The following is a 17,438-nucleotide window of genomic DNA, read 5'->3' as shown; positions in this document are numbered from 1 at the left end:
GCCGCCGGCGTACGGGGCGGTCCATGACCGTCGCCGACTACGATTTCCACCTGTTCGACCTCGACGGGACGCTGGTCGACGCCGAGTGGGAGTACACCCGTGCGGTGTTCGACCGCGTCGGCGACAGGTTGGACCGCGAGTTCTCGGACCGCGAGGCGCGCGTCCTCTGGCACGGGCTCGGCGGCTCTCGCGCCGAGAAGCTCCGTGAGATGGGCGTCGACCCCGACGCGTTCTGGCCGGCGTTCCACGCCGTGGAGGACCCCGCGGCCCGCGCGGAGGCGACGTACCTCCACGACGACGCCGCGCGCCTGCTCGACCGCGTGAGCGAGGTCGGCGGGCCGACCGGCCTCGTCACCCACTGCCAGGAGTTCCTCGCGGAGCCGGTCCTCGATCACGTCGACCTCGACGGCCGCTTCGACGCGGTCGTCTGCTGCACCGACGAGACGGGGTGGAAGCCGGAGCCCGACCCGATCGAGGCCGCGATGGGCGAGCTCGGCGTCGATCCGAACCGGGCCCGCGGCTACTACGTCGGCGACGGCGAGAGCGACGTGGCGGCCGCCTGGAACGCCGGCCTCGACGCGGTCCACGTCGAACGCGTCGGCCACGACGAGCGCGGGCGATGCGTCCTCGGCGACCGACGCGTGAGCCGGCTCGACGAACTGGTCGGCGCCGGCGGGCCGGCCGACGCGTCGTGAGCGATTTATCCGCCCGCGGGGCGAGGCGCAACCCATGACCAAGTGGTTCCACAGCGGCCGGCGCCGCGACCTCTGCGCGCTCCTGTACGAGCACGGCGAGCTGCGCGCGCAGTCGCTGAAGAGCCGGCTCGAATCGCACTACGACGAGCGGATCGACCCGGGTTCCTTCTACGGGACCCTCTCCGCGCTCGTCGAGGCCGGCCACCTCGACCGGCGGACCGAGGGCATCGCCGACGTGTACGCGCTCACCGACGCGGGCGAGACGGCGCTGCTCGATCACCACGCGTGGCTCGGCGAGCGGGTCGAGGGGGGCGGCGACCGCCCGGACCTCAAGGATTAACAACTCCGCCGGCGTGAGTTAATATATGACCGTCGTCAGCGTCTCCATGCCGGAGGAGTTACTCGAACGGATCGACAGCTTCGCGGACGAACACGGGTACACCGGCCGCAGCGAGGTCGTCCGCGAGGCCTCCCGGAACCTCCTCGGCGAGTTCGAGGACGCGAAGCTGGAGGACCGGGCGCTGATGGCCGTGGTGACCGTCCTCTTCAACTACGAGACGACGAGCGTCGAGGAGCGGATGATGCGGCTGCGACACGAACACGAGGGGATCGTCGCCTCGAACTTCCACAGCCACGTCGGCTCGCAGTACTGTATGGAGCTGTTCGTGTTGGAGGGCGGCCTCGAAGAGATCTCGGCGTTCGTGGGGAAGGTCCGCGCGACGAAGGACACGCTCACGGTCGATTACAGCGTCACGCCGGTCGACGAGTTCGGCGCCGGCGCGCTCGGCGACGCCCACGCGCACGCCGGGTACGGGAGCGGCGAGGCCGGCGAAGACGCGTCTGAGGAGGACGAGACGGAAGCGGGCGCGACCGCCGAGGACGACTGAGGCCGGACCGAACCGTCGTTCTGCCCCGCTCAGGCGGTCTCGGGGCGGACGGACTCGAGCGCGGCGTCGAAGTCCTCGTCGGTGACCCCGACCTCGTCGGCGTGGTCGTTGGCGGCCTCGCCGTGCTCGTCGGCGACGCGCTCGATGGCGCGCATCGCGGCCGCCCGGGTCAGCGAGGCGATCTCCGCGCCGGAGTACCCCTCCGTCTCGTCGGCGACCCGTTCCAGGTCGACGTCGTCGGTCAGCGGCTTCCCGCGGGTGTGGACATCGAGGATCTTGCGGCGCGCCTCGCGGTCCGGTTCGGGCACCTCGACGTGGGTCTCCAGGCGCCCGGGGCGGAGCAGCGCCGGGTCGAGCGCGTCCCGCCGGTTGGTCGCCGCGAGGACGACGAGGTTCGGGTTGTCGCTGGCGCGGTCGAGCTCGGTCAGCAGCTGGGAGACGACGCGCTCGCTCACGCCGGAGCCGTCGCCGCCGGCCGCGTCGCGGTCGGTCGCGACCGCGTCGATCTCGTCGAAGAAGACGATCGCGGGCGCCGCCTGCCGGGCGCGGTCGAACAGCTCGCGGACCGCCTTCTCCGACTCGCCGACGTACCGGTCGAGCAGCTCCGGCCCCGCGACCTGAATGTAGTTGACGCCGCTCTCGCCGGCGATGGCGCGCGCGAGCAGCGTCTTCCCGGTCCCCGGCGGACCGTACAGCAGGACGCCGGTCGGCGGGTCGGCGCCCGCGGCGTCGAAGAGGGGCCCGTACGACAGCGGCCACGTCACGGCGCGTTCGAGCTCCTCCTTCGCGTCGTCTAAGCCGCCCACGTCGGCGAAGTCGGTGGTCGGCTGCTCGGCGACGTACTCGCGCATCGCGCTCGGCTCGACGCTCGCGTGGGCGGCCTCGAAGTCCGCCTTGCCGACCGTCACCTCGTTCAGCGCACGCGAGTCCGACTCGCGGGCCCGGCGCAGCGCGGTCATCGCCGCCTCCTGCGCGAGCCCCTCGATGTCGGCGCCGACGAACCCGTGCGTCCGGCCCGCGATCCGGTCGAGGTCCACGTCGTCCGCGAGCGGCATCCGGCGCGTGTGGACGTCGAGGATCTGGCGGCGACCCGCCTCGCCGGGGACGCCGATCTCGATCTCGCGGTCGAACCGGCCGCCGCGCCGGAGCGCGGGGTCGATGGTGTCGACGCGGTTGGTCGCGCCGATGACGATCACGTCGCCGCGGGCGTCGAGCCCGTCCATCAGCGAGAGCAGCTGGCCGACGACGCGGTTCTCCACGTCGCCGCCGTCGTCCCTTTTTCCCGCGATCGAGTCGATCTCGTCGAAGAAGACGATCGCCGGGGCGTCCTCGCTCGCGCGCTCGAACACCTCGCGCAGCCGCTCCTCCGACTCCCCCTTGTACTTCGACATGATCTCCGGGCCGTCGACCGTGATGAACGTCGCGTCGACCTCGTTGGCGACGGCGCGGGCGATGAGCGTCTTCCCGGTCCCCGGCGGCCCGTGGAGGAGGACCCCCTTCGGCGGGTCGATCCCGAGCCGCGTGAACACCTCCGGCTCGGAGAGCGGGAGCTCGATCGTCTCCCGGACCAGCTCCAGCTCCTCGTCTAACCCGCCGATGTCCTCGTAGGTCGCGCCCGCGGTGTGCTCGGCGGGCGGAGTGCCGCCGGCCTTCGGGCGCGCGTCGTCGCCGGGCGGGTCGGTCCCCGAGTCGGCGCCGGTCGCAGGCCGGTCGGCGTCGGCTCGGTCGCTTCCCGCGTCCGTCGGCGCGTCAACGGAGTCGCTCGCGGCCCCCGCGTCGCCCTCGTACTCGACCGATACGTCGGTAGAGGCGGTGACCCGGACGGTCCCCGCGGGCGACGTCCGGGAGACCAAAAAGCGGAGGCCGCCGAGCCGCTCGACGTGGACGGCCTCGCCCTCGGTGACGGGGCGGTCGCGGAGCTCGCGGGAGAGCGCGCGCTCGACCACCTCGCGGCTCACGTCCACCTCGGCGAGGCGGCCGGGCGCGGTCAGCGTCACGCGGTCGGCGTCGGAGACGTCGACGGGGGCGATGGTGACGGTGTCGCCGACCTTCACGCCGGCGTTCGCGCGGGTGTCGGCGTCGATGAGGACGGAGCCGTCGGGGGCGTCGGGGCCGCCCGGCCACACCTTCGCGACGGCGGTGCGCTCGCCGCGCACCTCGACCGTGTCGCCGCTGAGGAGGGCGAGCCGCTTGCGGGCCGACTCGGGGAGCCTGGCGATGCCCCGGCCCGCGTCCCGCTTCTCGGCGGCACGCACCGTGAGCCGGAGCCCTGCGGTGTCGTTCATACCACGTCGTTCTCGCCGCCGGCTCTTTACGCTTGTCCGGCGCCGTGGTGAGCGGGTTCCCGACCGTGGGCGTGGAGCGAAAACGGTGTGCGGGGAAGCAGCGATTGCTTATAAATAGCGGTCGCGGTGGCGTGCGCCTGCGAGCGGCCGCCTTCGGCGGCCGCGAGCCAGCACGCGCGAGGGAGTCAGTCGCCGGAGCGAAGCGAAGGCGACTGACGAGGCTGGGGAGGCGTGAGGCGCGGTTGCGGTGCGGTCGGGTGGGACTCAAAGGGGCAGTCGCGAGGGCCGCGCAGACGACGTAAGTAGCGTGGCGCTACGCGCCACGGAAAGCCGGCGGCGAAGCCGCCGGCGACACCGCAGGGAGCGAACGGAGTGAGCGACCGAGGAGCGCAGCGAGTGTGCGCGGCCCTCGCGACTGGGGCTTTGGAGGTGTTCACTGTAGCGTCGCCGATATCTTATAAACAGTCGTTGAGCGCGTATCGACCGCAACCCCCTTCCCTCGGCCGGACGGCCTGACGCGTATGCAACCGACGGGACACCTGCGGGGCGACGCGGTCCGCGTGGGCGGGGACGCCCGCCAGCGCTTCTACGACGCCCGGGGGTACGGGCGGCCGCTCGACGGCAACGAGATCGCGCTCTCGCGGGTCGAGGCCGCGCACCTGCTGTTCCGCGGCGACCTCTCCGGGATCGAACTCGACGATGAGTCAGATCCCGTCGACTTCGAGCACTTCTTCGTCGCGAGCGCGGCCGCGGCCGACCGCTTCGCGGTGCGCTTCCTCGTCTACTCGGACCTCCGCGACCGCGGCTTCTACCTCTCGCCCGCCCGCGATCCGTGGCCCGGGGGGAGCGACGCGCCGAGCGACGCGGTCGACTTCGTCGCCTACGAGCGCGGCGAGACGCCCGACACGGGCAACGTGAAGTACCCGATCCAGGTCGTCGGCGAGCGCGAATCCGTCGCGACCGCGGGGCTCGCCGGGCGCACGCTCGCGGTCGTCGACGAGGAGTCCGACATCACCTACTTCGCGGCCGAAGCGGGCGGGATCGACGGCGCGACCGGCTACGAGCCGCCGAGCGACCTGACCGGCGTGCTCCTCGCCGACCGCGTCGTCGTCTGGGACGCCCCCGAGGACCTCTACGAGCGCGGCTTCTACGGGCGGCCGCTCACCGGCCGCGCGGCCGACGTGGAGGGCGCGCTCCAGCTCTCGCTCGTCGAGGCCGCGTCGCTCGCGGCAGACGGCCGGCTGTCGCTGTCGGCGTCGGTGGAAGGCGAGAGAACTGAGGACGCGGACGCGAACGCCGGTGACGCCGCCGCCAGAGTCGTCGCCCGCGGCCGCGACGTGGAGGGCGAGCGGTTCGACCGCCGGCTCGCGGTTTATAAGCGCCTCCGCGCGGCCGACGCGGTGCCGAAAACCGGCTTCAAGTTCGGCGCCGACTTCCGGACGTACCTCGACGTGGAGACGGTCGACGACCTCCCGCACTCCGAGCACCTCGTGCGCGTGGTGGGGCCGGACCACGAGTTCTCGCCGCGCGAGCTCTCGCTCGACGTGCGGCTCGCGGGCGGCGTCCGCAAGGAGATGGCGTTCGCGCTGACCGCGGTCGGCGGCGAGCGCTCCAGCGACGGCGCCGCCGGCGCGACCCTCGACGCCGACGTGGAGTGGCTCTCGGTCGACCGGCTGACGCCGTAGCCGACCGGAGCCGGTCCCGCGGACAGCTACGACACCGTGACGGCGTCGTCGAACAGCGCGGCGAACAGCTTGTTCTCGGCCGCCCGGAGGTGCTGTGTGAACGTCGTCTGTGAGATGTCCATCATCGACGCAACCTCCTCGCCCGTGTGCTCGCGGGGCCACTCGAAGAACCCGGCGTAGTGCGCGGTGCGCGCCGCCTCGCGCTGTCGGTCCGTCAGCGCCCCCGCTAACTGCTTCCGGAACCCGGCCTCGGTCTGGACGTCCCGCTCGCGCTCGCGCTGCGCGACGAGCGTCAGCCCGTCGTACGCCGTCTGAAGTGCGTCGACGACGGAGCGGATGTCGTTCGAGCTGGCGACGTGCGCGACCAGCGTCCCGCTCGTCCCGGCGACCGAGAGCGACTCGACGCCCGCGCCGTACTGCGCCAGCGTCGCGACGATCGACCGCTCGCCGAGCGAGAACCGGAACAGCGAGCGTCCCTCGTGGGTGTAGACGTGCTGTGCCGCGTCGACGCCGTCGGCGCCGGCGGCGTACTCGGAGACGGCATCCGGTTCGGCGTCCGCGACCGTGACGTACTGGACGCGGTCGTCTTCGCCGCCGCCGACGTGCTCGACGTCGACCGTACAGTCCAGCTCCGCCGCCATGGTCGCCAGCGGCTCGTCGATCCCGGTCAGCTGGAACTCCAGCTCGGTGACGCTGTCCGCGGCGAGCGTCCGCTTGCTCTCGACGGCGCTGATCGCGTCGGCGACGGTGCGGCCCAGTTCTGCGAAGATGTCGCGCTCGATCAGGTCGAACGCGTCGGCGTTGCGGGTCATCACGACGAGTACGCCGTATTCCGCGCCGCGGTACGCGAGCGGCACCACGACGCAGTGCGACTCACCGGGACATCCGGCGAGGTCGTCGTCGTCGACCTCGGTGAACACCGGACGGGAGGCGTCGAGCGCCGCCTCGATCGGCGTCGGGTCGGTGGCGCACAGCGTCTCGATGTGGCCGTCGAGCGCGTCGACGTCGGCCCCCGAACACGAGCGCGGACTGACGGTGCCGTCGACGAGCCCGCGTCCGCCGGTCCAGGCCACGTCGAAGAGCTCGGCGGAGGCGAACTGCTCGCAGACGGCGGCCTCGATCTCGGCTCTCGTCGACGCGGCGACGAGCTCCCGGTTGACGTCTCGCAGCACCTCGTTCGTGTTGTTCAGGAGGGCCAACCGCTCGTTCTGGTCCTCGATGCGCAGCTCGCGTTCCTTCCGTTCGGTGACGTCGCGTTCGATCGCGACGTAGCGGTCCACCTCGCCGTCCTCGGTGATCGGCGCGATCGTCGCGTCGATCCAGCAGAGCTCCCCCGACTTCCGGCGGTTCGTCAGCTCGCCCTCCCACACCGACCCCGACTCGATCTGCTCCCAGAGCCCCTCGTAAAACTCGTCGTCGTGTTTCCCCGACTGCCAGAGTCGGGGATTCTCGCCGACCACCTCGTCCGGTCCGTACCCCGTGACCGTTTCGACGGCCGGGTTCGCGTACTCGATGGTGCCCTCCGGGTCCGTGAGGAAGATCGCGTGCCCGGCGTGTTCGATGGCCTTCCGGAAGCCCCGAAGCCGCTCGTTCGCCCGCTCTAGCCGCGCTTTGACGGCGTCCTCCTCGTCGACGTACTCGGAGAGGTAGTACACCGTCAGGAGGGTGAGCCCGCTCACGACGAGCCCGGGGAGCTCCTCGACCCCCGTGGTCGCCGTCCGGACGGTGAGCAGCTGCCGGAGCGTCATGAAGGTCAAAAGCAGCGTCAGGAAGCCGAACCGCCGATCGCGGGTGCTCGCGAGCAGCAGGACCGAGTAGCCGACGCCGAGCAGCCGAAGCCCGATCGAGAGCGCGATGATCCAGTTCATCCGCTCCGTTCCCTCCCTCGGCGGACCGTCGTCTCTGCCCCGCCGGTCGTTCGTCCGCTTCGGTACGGTGCGTTCATGTCCGGGGGGTGTCCGTTCTCGGTGATAATATCGGCGGTCGCCGTCGCGGGGCGCGAAACGGTCGATCCGGCCGACCGATCCCCCCGATCCAAACAGTATTGGTACCCGGAATATGGGGTGTTCCCTCGGAGAGCGGCCGGGGCAAACTGTATTGGTATCACCCTTTCCACCGGGGTCTGCGTACGTTCACGCGTATGACCTCCAGGACTAACCGGCCGGCGCGGAACCGAGCGCCCGTCGGCGAGACGACCGGCGACGGGTGGTGGCGATGAGCACCGCTGACGACGGGGACACCCTCCCCGGCATCCCGAACGTCGGGAAAGCCGACCTCGACGCGATGGTGGAAGCGGAGCGGCCCGACCCGCGGGAGGAGCTCGCGGACGTCGAGGCGGACACCGACCTCGGCGTCGCGATGGCCGAGGACGCGCAGCGCGTCGCTCGCGGCGAGATCACCGGCGACGATTACTGGGAGAAGTACGACGAGGCCGCCGCCGCGGAGTTCGGCGAGGCGTACCGCGAGACGCCGAACCCGGCGGTCGACTCGGGCGACCAGACGGTCTCGACCGAGACGGCCGAGTCGCTCAGCTGTGCCGTCGGGTCAATGGACACGTTCTCGACGGAGACGGCGCAGGTCGAGGACGAGGCGGGAGACGAGTCGGACGGGGGGATCGGCGCGGGCGACGAGAAGTGGGGGATGGTGATCGACCTCCAGAAGTGCGTCGGCTGCGACTCGTGTACGGTCGCGTGCAAGTCCGAGAACCGAACCCCGCCCGGGGTCTCGTACAACGTCGTGATGGAGGAGGAACACGGCGAGTTCCCGAACGTCACGCGGACGAACGTGCCGCGCCCGTGCATGCAGTGCGACAACCCGCCGTGCGTTCAGGTGTGTCCCGTCTCGGCGACGTACAAGATGGACGACGGCGTGGTCAACATCGACTACGACCGCTGTATCGGCTGTCGGTACTGCAACATCGCCTGCCCGTACGGCGCGCGGTACTTCGACTTCGGCGAGAACTACGACGACGAGGTCGAGGGGGCGGGCGAGGTCACGAGCCCGGAGTACGGCGTTGACCGCGGCCCGCGCGAGGAGGGCGAGTCGCCGATCGGCAACATCCGCAAGTGTAGCTTCTGTACGCACCGCCTCGAACGCGGCGAGGAGCCGGCCTGCGTCGAGACGTGCGTCGGCGACGCCCGGAACATGGGCGACCTCGAGAACCCCGACAGCGAGGTCGCGAAGATGGCCGACTCGTCGCGCGCGTTCCAACTGAAAGAAGACGAAGGGACCGACCCCAACGTCTACTACCTCAAATAGACCCATGGCGACACAGAGTCCACACGTCGAGTTCGACCCGGGGTTCGAGGACGACCGGCTGCGCGTCGCCTGGTACGCGGTCATCGGCGTCCTCGTCGCCGTCGGCGCGTACGCGACGTACTTCCGGCTCACGGAGGGGATGGCGAGCACGAACCTCACGAGCATCGTCCCGTGGGGCGCGTGGGTCGCGTTCTACATCTACTTCGTCGGCCTCTCGGCCGGCGCCTTCCTCGTGAGCACGATGGCCAACGTCTTCGAGGTCGAGGGGATGCACCGGATCGACCGCGACGCGCTGTTCGCGGCCGTCATCAGCATGGCGGTGGCGCTGCTGTTCGTCTGGATCGACCTCGGGCGGATGGACCGGATGTACTTCCCGTTCCTCTGGCGCCAGCTGACCTCGGCGCTCTCGTGGGAGGTCCACGCCTACGTGGCCTACATCGGGATCTTGATCACGGAGCTGTACTTCTCGATGCGGATCGACCTCGCGCGGGTCGCCGAGCGCACGTCGGGGCTCAAAAGGCGGTTCTACGCCGCGCTCGCGCTCGGCCGGCTCGACACGAGCGAGGCGTCGCAGGCGTTCGACCGACGCTGGCTCAAGCGGGCCGGCGTCGTCGGGATCCCGCTGGCGATCTTCATGGTCCACGGCGGCACCGGCGTGCTGTTCGCCGTCTCGAAGGCCCGTCCGTACTGGAACAGCGGACTGTTCCCGGTGATATTCGTCGTCTCGGCGCTGCTCAGCGGGACCGCCTTGGTGATGCTGATCTACGTGCTTCGGACCCGGCTGTTCGACGGCGAGTCGGTCGACCCGGACCTGCTGGATCGACTCGCACAGCTCGTGATCGGCTTCATCGTCATCGACGCCGCGCTGACCGCCATCGAGACGTTCATCGCGATCGCCAGCCTCCACCCCCACGAGATCGAGACCTGGCAGGTGATCATGTACGGCCCGATGTCGTGGTCGTTCTGGTGGTTCATGGTCGGCTTCAGCTGGGTGTTCCCCATGGTGTTGCTGAGCAAGCGGTCATGGCGGCGCTCGCCCTCGGTGATGGTTCTGGCCGGGCTGAGCGTCGTCGTCGGAATCGTCGCGGTGCGGTTCAACATCGTCGTTCCGGCGCAGGTCATGCCCGTGATGGAGGGGCTCCCTCACGGGTCGTACTTCCCGACCCTCGTCGAGTGGGGAACGAGCGTCGGCATGATCGGCGTCGGGCTGCTGTTGTACACGCTGGGCGCGGAGACGCTTCCGTTGACCCCGCTTTCCGGAGGTGACCACGAATGAGTTCCGACGATTCGAGCGAGGGCGGCGCGGGGGTTTCGCGTCGCGACTTCGTCAAGGCGGCCGGGAGTATCGGAGTTATCGCGGCGGCGAGCAACGCCGCGGTCGACGTGGACGTCGACGACCTGTGGACGGACGACGAACACCACTACGTCGGCGACGAGTACGGCGAGTACGGCGCGAGCGACGTGATACACACAACCTGCGGCCAGTGTAACACGTTCTGTCCGATCAAGGTCAGGCTCGCGGACGGGAGCGGCACCGGCGAGTACAGCTCGCTCGTCCGGAAGCTCGCCGGGAACCCGTACTCGTTCCTCACCACGCAGCCGTTCTCGCAGGTCCCCTACGGCAGCGACCCGGAAGACGTGGCGATGGGCGACGTCAAGGGGAGCGGCGACGTTGACACCGACCGCTGGTCGCTCTCCGGCGGTCGGATCTGCCTAAAGGGACAGGCGGGCATTCAGACGGCCTTCGACAGCTACCGCGTCCGCCAGCCGATGAAGCGGGTCGGCCCGCGGGGCTCGGGCGAGTGGAAGACCGTCTCGTGGGACGAGGCGATCCGGGACATCGTCGAGGGCGACGACGAGCTCGGCCACCCCGGGCTCGAAGACATCTGGGGATACGCCCCGCAGGAGGCGGTGATGAGCGACTGGGAGGCCGTTCAGAGCGGCGAGCTGTCCAAGTCAGCGTTCGACGAGAAGTACGCGGACGACCTCATCGACACCGACCACCCCGACCTCGGCCCGAAGTCCAACCAGATCGTCGACGTCGGCGGGTTCCGGCGGAACTTCATCCGCAACCGGCTCTGGCATCAGGGGCTCGGGTCGATCAACAGCATCCACCACGCGGGGACCTGCGGCGTCTCGAGCGTGATGGGCAACGTTCGGTCGCACGCCGCCCAGAAGAAGCGGCAGTACCCGGACGTCGAGAACTGCGAGTACCTCATCGCGTGGGGGACCAACCCGATGGTCGCCAACAAGGGCCCGACGTGGCTCGCGCCGAAGCTGACGAACGCCATCGAGGACGGGATGCGGATGGACGTCGTCGACCCGCGCCTGTCGAAGACGGCCGAGAAGGCCGACACGTGGGTGCCCGTCGAACCCGGCGCGGACGGGGCGCTCGCGCTCGGGATGGCGCGGTGGATCATCGAGAACGACCGCCACGACCTGACGTACCTCCAGAACCCCTCGCGGTCGGCCGCGAGCGACGACGACGAGCCGACGTGGAGCGACGCGACACACCTCGTCCTCGTCGACGAGCCGGCGGGGCCGAAGGCGCACGCCGCCGACCTAGGACTCGTCGACGAGGACGACGAGGCCGCCGACGACTTCGTCGCCGTCGACGCGGCGACGGGCGAGCCGCGCCCCGCGAGCGAGGTCGACACGGCGGTCCTCGACGTCGACGTGACAATCGACGGGACGGCGGTCCGGAGCGTCTGGAGCCAGTACCGCGAGCGCGTCTTCGAACACACCGTCGAGGAGTACGCCGAGATGGCCGGCGTACCGGCCGAGCAGATCGCCGAGATCGCCGACGAGTTCACCAGCCACGGCAAGCGGGCGGCGATCATGGCCTACCGCGGGCCGGCGAAGCACACCAACGGCTTCTACAACACGCGGGCGATCGCCACCCTCCAGCACCTCATCGGGAACTACGACTGGAAGGGCGGCCAGATCACGCCGTACGCCGGCTACGACACCATGTCGGGCCGGTACGAGCTCGGTTCGGTCCCGGACGGCCACTCGCCGTGGGGGATCCCCCTGCTCCGCGGCGGCGTCAACTACGAGGACACCTCGCTTTTCGACCGCGACGACGGCTACCCGGCGAAGCGGCCGTGGTTCCCCGTCGCGCCGCCGCAGGCGACCCAGGAGCTCTACGGCAGCGCCGCCGACGAGTACCCGTACGGCGTCGAGGCGCTGTTCATCCGGCCGTACTCGAACAACCACGTGATGGCGGTCGCCGGCGGCGACGAGATCCCGGCGATACTGAAGGACACCGACACGATCCCGCTGATCGTCGCCTCGGACACGGTCATCGGCGAGACGAGCCAGTACGCCGACTACATCCTGCCGGAGCCGACCTACCTCGAACGGTGGGAGAACTTCGGGACGTACCCGAACAAGCGGCTGGCCGACGAGAAGATCAGCCAGCCGGCGGTGTCGGTCGTCCCGAACGCGCGTCCGTTCGAGGACGTCCTCGTCGAGCTGTGGTCGGAGATGGACCTGCCGGGCGTCGGCGAGAACGCTGTCCCCGACGCGGACGGAGAGCTGTGGCCCCTCGAACGGGCCGAGGACTTCTACCTGAAGCTCGCCGCCAACATCGCGTACAGCCGCGACCCGGTCGAAGACGCGAGCGAGGACGAGCGACGGGTGTTCCGCGAGAGCCACGAGAACGGCCTCGGCGAGGCGTTCGACCTCGACCGCTGGAAGGCCGCGGTCACCGACGAGGAGTGGCCGAAGGTCGTCACCGTGTTGAACCGGGGCGGCCGCTTCGAGGAGCCGACCGAGGGGTACGACGAGGCGTTCGCCGAGCACGGTCACGACTACGACTACGCCGAGCGCGCGGACGACTCGAACGCCTACGACGGCGACCACATGCGGTACAAGCTCGAGTCGCGCGTCGACTTCTACAGCGAGGTCGTCCCGAACGGGAAACACTCCTTCACCGGCGAACGCTTCGACCCGCTGCCGCGGGTCGACGACGTCGAACACTACGACGGCACCGTCCAGGCCGCGGTGAGCGGCGACGATGACCGGGAGCGCCCGCTCCGGCTGATCAACTGGAAGCCGCGGACGCAGGGCATGCACCGCACCCAGAACAGCCCGTGGCTCCGCGAGACGCGCCCCGAGAACCCGCTGTGGATCAACCCCCGAGACGCCGAGGAGCGGGGCATCGAGAACGGCGACGAGATCGCTATCGACGCCGGTCGCGAGACCGTCGACGGGGTCGCGATGGTCACGAGCGGCATCCGGCCGGGCGTCGTCGGGGCGATGTGGGGCTGGGGTCGGACCGGCGACGGGGCGACGGCCCAGACAGTTGACGGCGAGACGCGGCCGGCGGTCGAGGCCGACGGCCACAGCGACTACCAGTTCGACGAGCCGATGAGCGAGGAGGCCGGGTACGCGAAGGGCCGCGACGCCGGCTTCGCGATCAACCACGTCCAGCCGTTAGACGCGCGACTCGGCGACACCGGTCTCTCGGACCTGGTCGGCGGGAGCAACGCGCAGTACGACGCCTTCGTCGACGTGGAGCGGCGGTGATCAGCATGTCCGAAACCGCTCACGAGGACTTCGACGAGACGGCGACCGCAACGGCCCGCGCGCGGCTGTACGGGCTGCTGGCGGCGACCTTCGACGGCGAGGCCGAGACGACCGCGGCCGCGATCGACGAGGGAGCCTTCGCCGCCGTCGCCGAGGCGTTCCCGATCGACATCGAGACGGCGCCCCTGCGCGGCGACGAGTACGACGCGGACGCGCTGAAGATCGGGTACGACAACCTGTTCGTCGTGCCCGGGAGCCACTACGTCCCGCCGTTCGCGTCCGCCCACGCGGTCGACCCGAGCGAGGAGTTCGAGTCTGACTCGCGGTACCACACCGCCGGGGAGGCCGGCGAGCTGCTCGGAGACCCGGCCGCCGACATGGCTGAACTGTACGCCGTCGGCGGGTTCTCGCCCGAGCGGGGCGACGACATCCCCGATCACGTCGCCGCCTGCTTCGAGTTCATGCGCGCCCTCTGCGAGCGGGAGGCGGCGCTCCGCGACGGCGACGGAACCGAGTCGGACCTCGACGCGGTCCGCGAACTCCAGGCCCGGACGCTCTCGCGGCTGGGCTGGATCGACCGGTTCGAGGAGGCCGTCGCGAGCCGCGACACCGCGGAGGGCGTCTTCGCCGCGATCGCCCGGCTCGCGCGGACGTTCACCGCGTGGGACGCGCGAGAAGTCGTCGACGCCGACGCGCAGCCGTCCGAGAACATGACCGCGTAACCACGCCACCGTAACCACACCACCGATGACAACTACCACCATCTCAGACGCAGACTTCCGTGATCGCCTCCGCGCCGTCGACGACCCGGCGCTCGGGACGGACATCGTCAGCGCCGGCCTCGTCACCGACGTGACCGTCGACGACGGGACCGCCGCCGTCGAGCTCGCGCTCGGTGCGCCCCACGCGCCGGACGAGGCCGCCATCGCGGACCGCGTCCGCGAGGTCGCCGCCGACGCGGGGATCGACGTCGAGCTCTCGGCGAACGTGCCGCTGTTCGACGCCGCCGAGTCGTCGGTCCTGCCGGGCGTCAAGAACGTGATCGCCGTCGCCTCCGGGAAGGGCGGCGTCGGGAAGAGCACCGTCGCCGTCAACCTCGCCGCCGGCCTCGCGGACCGCGGGGCGAACGTCGGGCTGTTCGACGCCGACGTGTACGGCCCGAACGTCCCGCAGATGCTCGGCGCCGACGCCGAGCCGGACGTGGCGACCGTCGACGGCGAGGAGCGGATCGAGCCGCCGACCGCGCACGGGCTCGAACTGATGAGCGTCGGCCTGCTGATCGACGAGGACGACCCGGTCGTCTGGCGCGGCCCGGTCGCACAGAACACGCTCACCGACCTCTTCGACGACGTGTCGTGGGGGTCGCTCGACTACCTCGTCGTCGATCTGCCGCCGGGGACCGGCGACGTCCAACTGACGGTGCTTCAAAATCTCCCCGTCACTGGGACGGTCGTCGTCACGACCCCCCAGTCCGTCGCGGTGGGAGACACCCGCCGGGGCGTCCAGATGTTCGGGGAGTACCGGACCAACGTGTTGGGCGTCGTCGAGAACATGAGCGGGTTCGTCTGCCCCAGCTGCGGGGACACGCACGAGATCTTCGGCGAGGACGGCGGCCGGACGCTGGCCGACGCGGTCGACGTCCCGTACCTCGGATCGCTGCCGCTGGACCCGGCCGTCCGCGCGGGGGCCGACGACGGCGAGCCGATCGTGTTCGGTGACGACGGCGACACCGCGGCGGCGTTCCGGGAGTTGGCGGCGACGGTCGCGAACAAGGTCGGCGTCCTCCGGCGTCACCACCGACAGCGGGAGAGCGAGGGGCCGACCTGAAGCGGGAGGCGCCGCCGGCGCCGACGACGACGAAGCGTTCGCGTGGGCGGTATAGCGCGAAGCCGGCCCTGAGACGCCGCCGAGCGGAGATGAATCGGCCCGCCATCGGCCGGCTGACGCCGTCGTTCACGCCTCCGCTATCCGGAAGGAGACGACGTAGGTCCGACCGTCCGCCCCGAGCGAGAAGACGTACTCGCCCGGTCGGTCGAGCACCGCGTCGCGGCGGTCCGACGCGTCCGGCGCGGTCGGGTCGTAGCGGACCTCCCACGTCTCCGTCTCGCCCGGGGGCAGCTCCCGCACGGTCAGGTTGTGGGTGCCCGCCGGGGCGTTCGCGGCCGTCTCCCACTCGGGGGCGTCCGCTCCCCGCTCCGCGGCGTTCCGGAAGACGACCCATTGGTCCGGGTTGACCGGCACCGTTCCGTCCCCGACGTTCGTGGCGGTGACGCGGACGGTCTCGGCGTCTCGTTCGAGGGACAGCGAGAGCCCGCCCGCCCGTTCGTCCGGACACACCGGGTCGTCGACCCGCTCGCCGTCCGGTCCGATCGCGGGACAGGCGGGCGAGCCGGCGGACAGGCAGCTGGCGAGGACGACGAGGCAAGCGACCGCGACGAGTGCGAACCGAGACATACCCGGGACGACCGCTCGCCGTTCAAAAGGGGTGCCGGAGGCTACGACGATCGCTTGAGCCACCGCGTCCGGGCGCGAGCGCCGTCAGAGAGCGGGAGCTTTTTCCGGCGGTGACGCCCTTCGCAACCCATGGACGATCCCTCCATGTTCCCGTCCGAGTCGGACGAGTACGACATCTCGACCGTCGACCTCAGCGACGACCGCTACGAGGTCAAACAGTCGCTGGTCCGGAACAAGTACACCGTCCGCGACAGCGCCGGAAACGTGGTCCTCCGCGGGAAACAGAAGATGTTCAAGCTGAAAGAGGAGTTCCCGTTCGTCACCGGCGACGACGAGGACGCCTTCTCGGTGAAGGCGGGCGGCATTATCGACGTCGGCGGCAACTACGCCATCGTCGACGCGGGCACCGGCGAGGAGGTCGTCGTCTTGGACGAGGACTACTCGCTGTTCGTCGAGAACTGGACGATCCGCGACCCCGACACGGGCGAGGCGCTGGCGACGATCGAATCGAAGAACAAGCTGCTCTCGGGGCTCCGCCACCTCGTCGGGGCCGCGAACCTGATCCCGAACAAGTACGAGATATTCGACGCGGACGGCGGCCACGTCGGCGACATCGAGGGACAGTTCTCGATGCGCGACGCCTACACGGTCACCGTCGACGACGCGAGCGACGTGCCGAAGGAGGCGGTCGTCGCCGCGGCGTGCATCCTCGACGCTCTAGAGAACCAGTAGCGGCGGTCGGGGCAGCCGGTCGGTAGCGGCGACACGATTTTTACTGCGTACATACAACGTGTGTACATGAGCACGAAGCGCGTCAACTTCCGGCTCCCCGAGGAGCTGGTGGAGCAAGCGGACGTCGCCGCGGAGGTGACGCACAAGGACCGGACGGAGATACTCATCGAGGCCCTCCGGCGGTACTTAGCCGAGATAGAAGACGACGAGGAGTTCCGCGAGGCGGTCGTCGAACTGTACCTCGACGGCACCGTCGGATTCGATACGCTCGCCGAAATCGTCGGACGGCAGGATGCGGAGGCGGTCCGCGCCTCGAAGGAACTCCTCGACGACGGCGAGACGCTCGCCGACGACCTCGCGGACCTGTGAATGCTGGTCGCAGACACGAGCGCGTTCGTCTCGCTCGCGGTCGGCGACGTCCTTCGCGTCGTGGTCGCCGAGTTTGAGGTCGTCACCACGGAGACCGTTCTCGACGAGCTCCGAGAGACCGCCGAGTACGACGACAGACACGGTGACGCCGCCGGTCGGGCACTGGAACTGATCGAAGAGATCGACGTGCGCTCCGTCGTCGACGAGAGCGAGGGGATCATCACGAGCCGAATCGACGAGGGCGAGGCGAGCTGCGTCGCCATCGCCCGCGAGACGGGCGCAGAATTCCTGATCACCGACGACTACAGGGCGCTCCCGGAGCTGCGGGCGGCGGTCGACGCTCGGGTCGCGCTGTCGCCGATCGTGCTCCGCGCGTTGGTCAAACGCGACGCGCTCAGCGAAGACGAGGCACGGGCGGCGTTCGAGACGATCGCAGAGCAGCGGGACTGGCTTGAGGCACCGATCCACCGGTACACGCGCGAGCTGTTCGAATGAGACTCGCCGACCGCGCGTCGGATTCGGTGGACCGTCACCCCGGCCCGC

General features: G+C 70.2%; 15 protein-coding genes. 12 read left to right on the top strand and 3 right to left on the bottom strand.

Going from position 1 to position 17,438, the window contains the following annotated elements:
• Positions 1–23: 23 nt before the first annotated feature.
• From CPZ01_RS11760 to CPZ01_RS11750, 3 genes are read left to right on the top strand one after another with little or no spacing between them, the layout of a single operon-like run.
• The gene (locus CPZ01_RS11760) at positions 24–695 is read left to right on the top strand and encodes an HAD family hydrolase (RefSeq protein WP_096395297.1); all 672 of its coding nucleotides are present in this window, start codon (positions 24–26) and stop codon (positions 693–695) included.
• A 34-nt stretch (positions 696–729) separates the two neighbouring features.
• Entirely contained in the window at positions 730–1,035 is a 306-nt protein-coding gene (locus CPZ01_RS11755; RefSeq protein ID WP_096395295.1) for a PadR family transcriptional regulator, read from the top strand.
• A gap of 25 nt (positions 1,036–1,060) precedes the next feature.
• Positions 1,061–1,582 (top strand): CopG family ribbon-helix-helix protein, encoded by a 522-nt coding sequence (locus tag CPZ01_RS11750; RefSeq protein WP_096395293.1) that lies wholly within the window; start codon positions 1,061–1,063, stop codon positions 1,580–1,582.
• Positions 1,583–1,611: 29 nt separating this feature from the next.
• Here CPZ01_RS11750 and CPZ01_RS11745 read toward each other — a convergent pair whose 3' ends face one another.
• A complete protein-coding gene (locus CPZ01_RS11745) occupies positions 1,612–3,867 on the bottom strand; it encodes an AAA family ATPase (RefSeq protein ID WP_096395291.1) in 2,256 nt (751 codons plus the stop codon).
• A 521-nt stretch (positions 3,868–4,388) separates the two neighbouring features.
• On the opposite strand from CPZ01_RS11745, the gene endA reads away from it, so the two are divergent.
• Positions 4,389–5,552, top strand: a complete 1,164-nt coding sequence (gene endA, locus CPZ01_RS11740) for a tRNA-intron lyase (RefSeq protein WP_096395289.1) — start codon at positions 4,389–4,391, stop codon at positions 5,550–5,552.
• 26 nt (positions 5,553–5,578) lie between these two features.
• Here the strand turns inward: endA and CPZ01_RS11735 are convergent, their stop codons facing one another.
• On the bottom strand, positions 5,579–7,420 hold the full coding sequence (locus CPZ01_RS11735) for a bacterio-opsin activator domain-containing protein (RefSeq protein WP_026046292.1): 1,842 nt from the start codon (positions 7,418–7,420) through the stop codon (positions 5,579–5,581).
• 346 nt (positions 7,421–7,766) lie between these two features.
• Here CPZ01_RS11735 and CPZ01_RS11730 point away from each other — a divergent pair, with 346 nt between their 5' ends.
• The 5 genes from CPZ01_RS11730 to CPZ01_RS11710 are packed head-to-tail and all read left to right on the top strand — an operon-like array spanning position 7,767 to position 15,167.
• Positions 7,767–8,810 carry a 4Fe-4S dicluster domain-containing protein gene (locus CPZ01_RS11730; protein ID WP_017344235.1) on the top strand — a complete coding sequence of 348 codons (1,044 nt, stop codon included), beginning with the start codon at positions 7,767–7,769 and terminating at the stop codon, positions 8,808–8,810.
• Positions 8,811–8,814: 4 nt separating this feature from the next.
• Positions 8,815–10,086 (top strand): NrfD/PsrC family molybdoenzyme membrane anchor subunit, encoded by a 1,272-nt coding sequence (nrfD, locus tag CPZ01_RS11725; RefSeq protein WP_017344234.1) that lies wholly within the window; start codon positions 8,815–8,817, stop codon positions 10,084–10,086.
• The gene (locus CPZ01_RS11720; RefSeq protein WP_096395287.1) at positions 10,083–13,340 is read left to right on the top strand and encodes a molybdopterin-dependent oxidoreductase; all 3,258 of its coding nucleotides are present in this window, start codon (positions 10,083–10,085) and stop codon (positions 13,338–13,340) included. Before nrfD ends, CPZ01_RS11720 begins: the two co-directional genes overlap by 4 nt.
• 5 nt (positions 13,341–13,345) lie before the next feature.
• Positions 13,346–14,062 carry a TorD/DmsD family molecular chaperone gene (locus tag CPZ01_RS11715; protein ID WP_017344232.1) on the top strand — a complete coding sequence of 239 codons (717 nt, stop codon included), beginning with the start codon at positions 13,346–13,348 and terminating at the stop codon, positions 14,060–14,062.
• A 25-nt stretch (positions 14,063–14,087) separates the two neighbouring features.
• Positions 14,088–15,167 carry an Mrp/NBP35 family ATP-binding protein gene (locus CPZ01_RS11710; RefSeq protein WP_017344231.1) on the top strand — a complete coding sequence of 360 codons (1,080 nt, stop codon included), beginning with the start codon at positions 14,088–14,090 and terminating at the stop codon, positions 15,165–15,167.
• 126 nt (positions 15,168–15,293) lie between these two features.
• On the opposite strand, the gene CPZ01_RS11705 is transcribed toward CPZ01_RS11710, so the two are convergent.
• Positions 15,294–15,794 carry a hypothetical protein gene (locus CPZ01_RS11705; protein ID WP_096395285.1) on the bottom strand — a complete coding sequence of 167 codons (501 nt, stop codon included), beginning with the start codon at positions 15,792–15,794 and terminating at the stop codon, positions 15,294–15,296.
• A gap of 129 nt (positions 15,795–15,923) precedes the next feature.
• On the opposite strand from CPZ01_RS11705, the gene CPZ01_RS11700 reads away from it, so the two are divergent.
• The 3 genes from CPZ01_RS11700 to CPZ01_RS11690 all read left to right on the top strand — a co-directional run bounded on the left by CPZ01_RS11700 (position 15,924) and on the right by CPZ01_RS11690 (position 17,390).
• The gene (locus tag CPZ01_RS11700; RefSeq protein ID WP_017344229.1) at positions 15,924–16,526 is read left to right on the top strand and encodes an LURP-one-related/scramblase family protein; all 603 of its coding nucleotides are present in this window, start codon (positions 15,924–15,926) and stop codon (positions 16,524–16,526) included.
• Positions 16,527–16,592: 66 nt separating this feature from the next.
• On the top strand, positions 16,593–16,895 hold the full coding sequence (locus CPZ01_RS11695) for a ribbon-helix-helix protein, CopG family (protein ID WP_017344228.1): 303 nt from the start codon (positions 16,593–16,595) through the stop codon (positions 16,893–16,895).
• The gene (locus tag CPZ01_RS11690) at positions 16,896–17,390 is read left to right on the top strand and encodes a hypothetical protein (protein ID WP_096395283.1); all 495 of its coding nucleotides are present in this window, start codon (positions 16,896–16,898) and stop codon (positions 17,388–17,390) included.
• The last annotated feature ends 48 nt before the right edge of the window (positions 17,391–17,438 follow it).

Origin of the sequence: Halorubrum trapanicum (genome assembly GCF_002355655.1) — an archaeon.
In the GTDB taxonomy this organism is placed as follows: domain Archaea; phylum Halobacteriota; class Halobacteria; order Halobacteriales; family Haloferacaceae; genus Halorubrum; species Halorubrum trapanicum_A.
The sequence above is the reverse complement of the archived record's forward strand: the minus strand, read 5'-3'. Positions and strand labels throughout refer to the sequence as shown.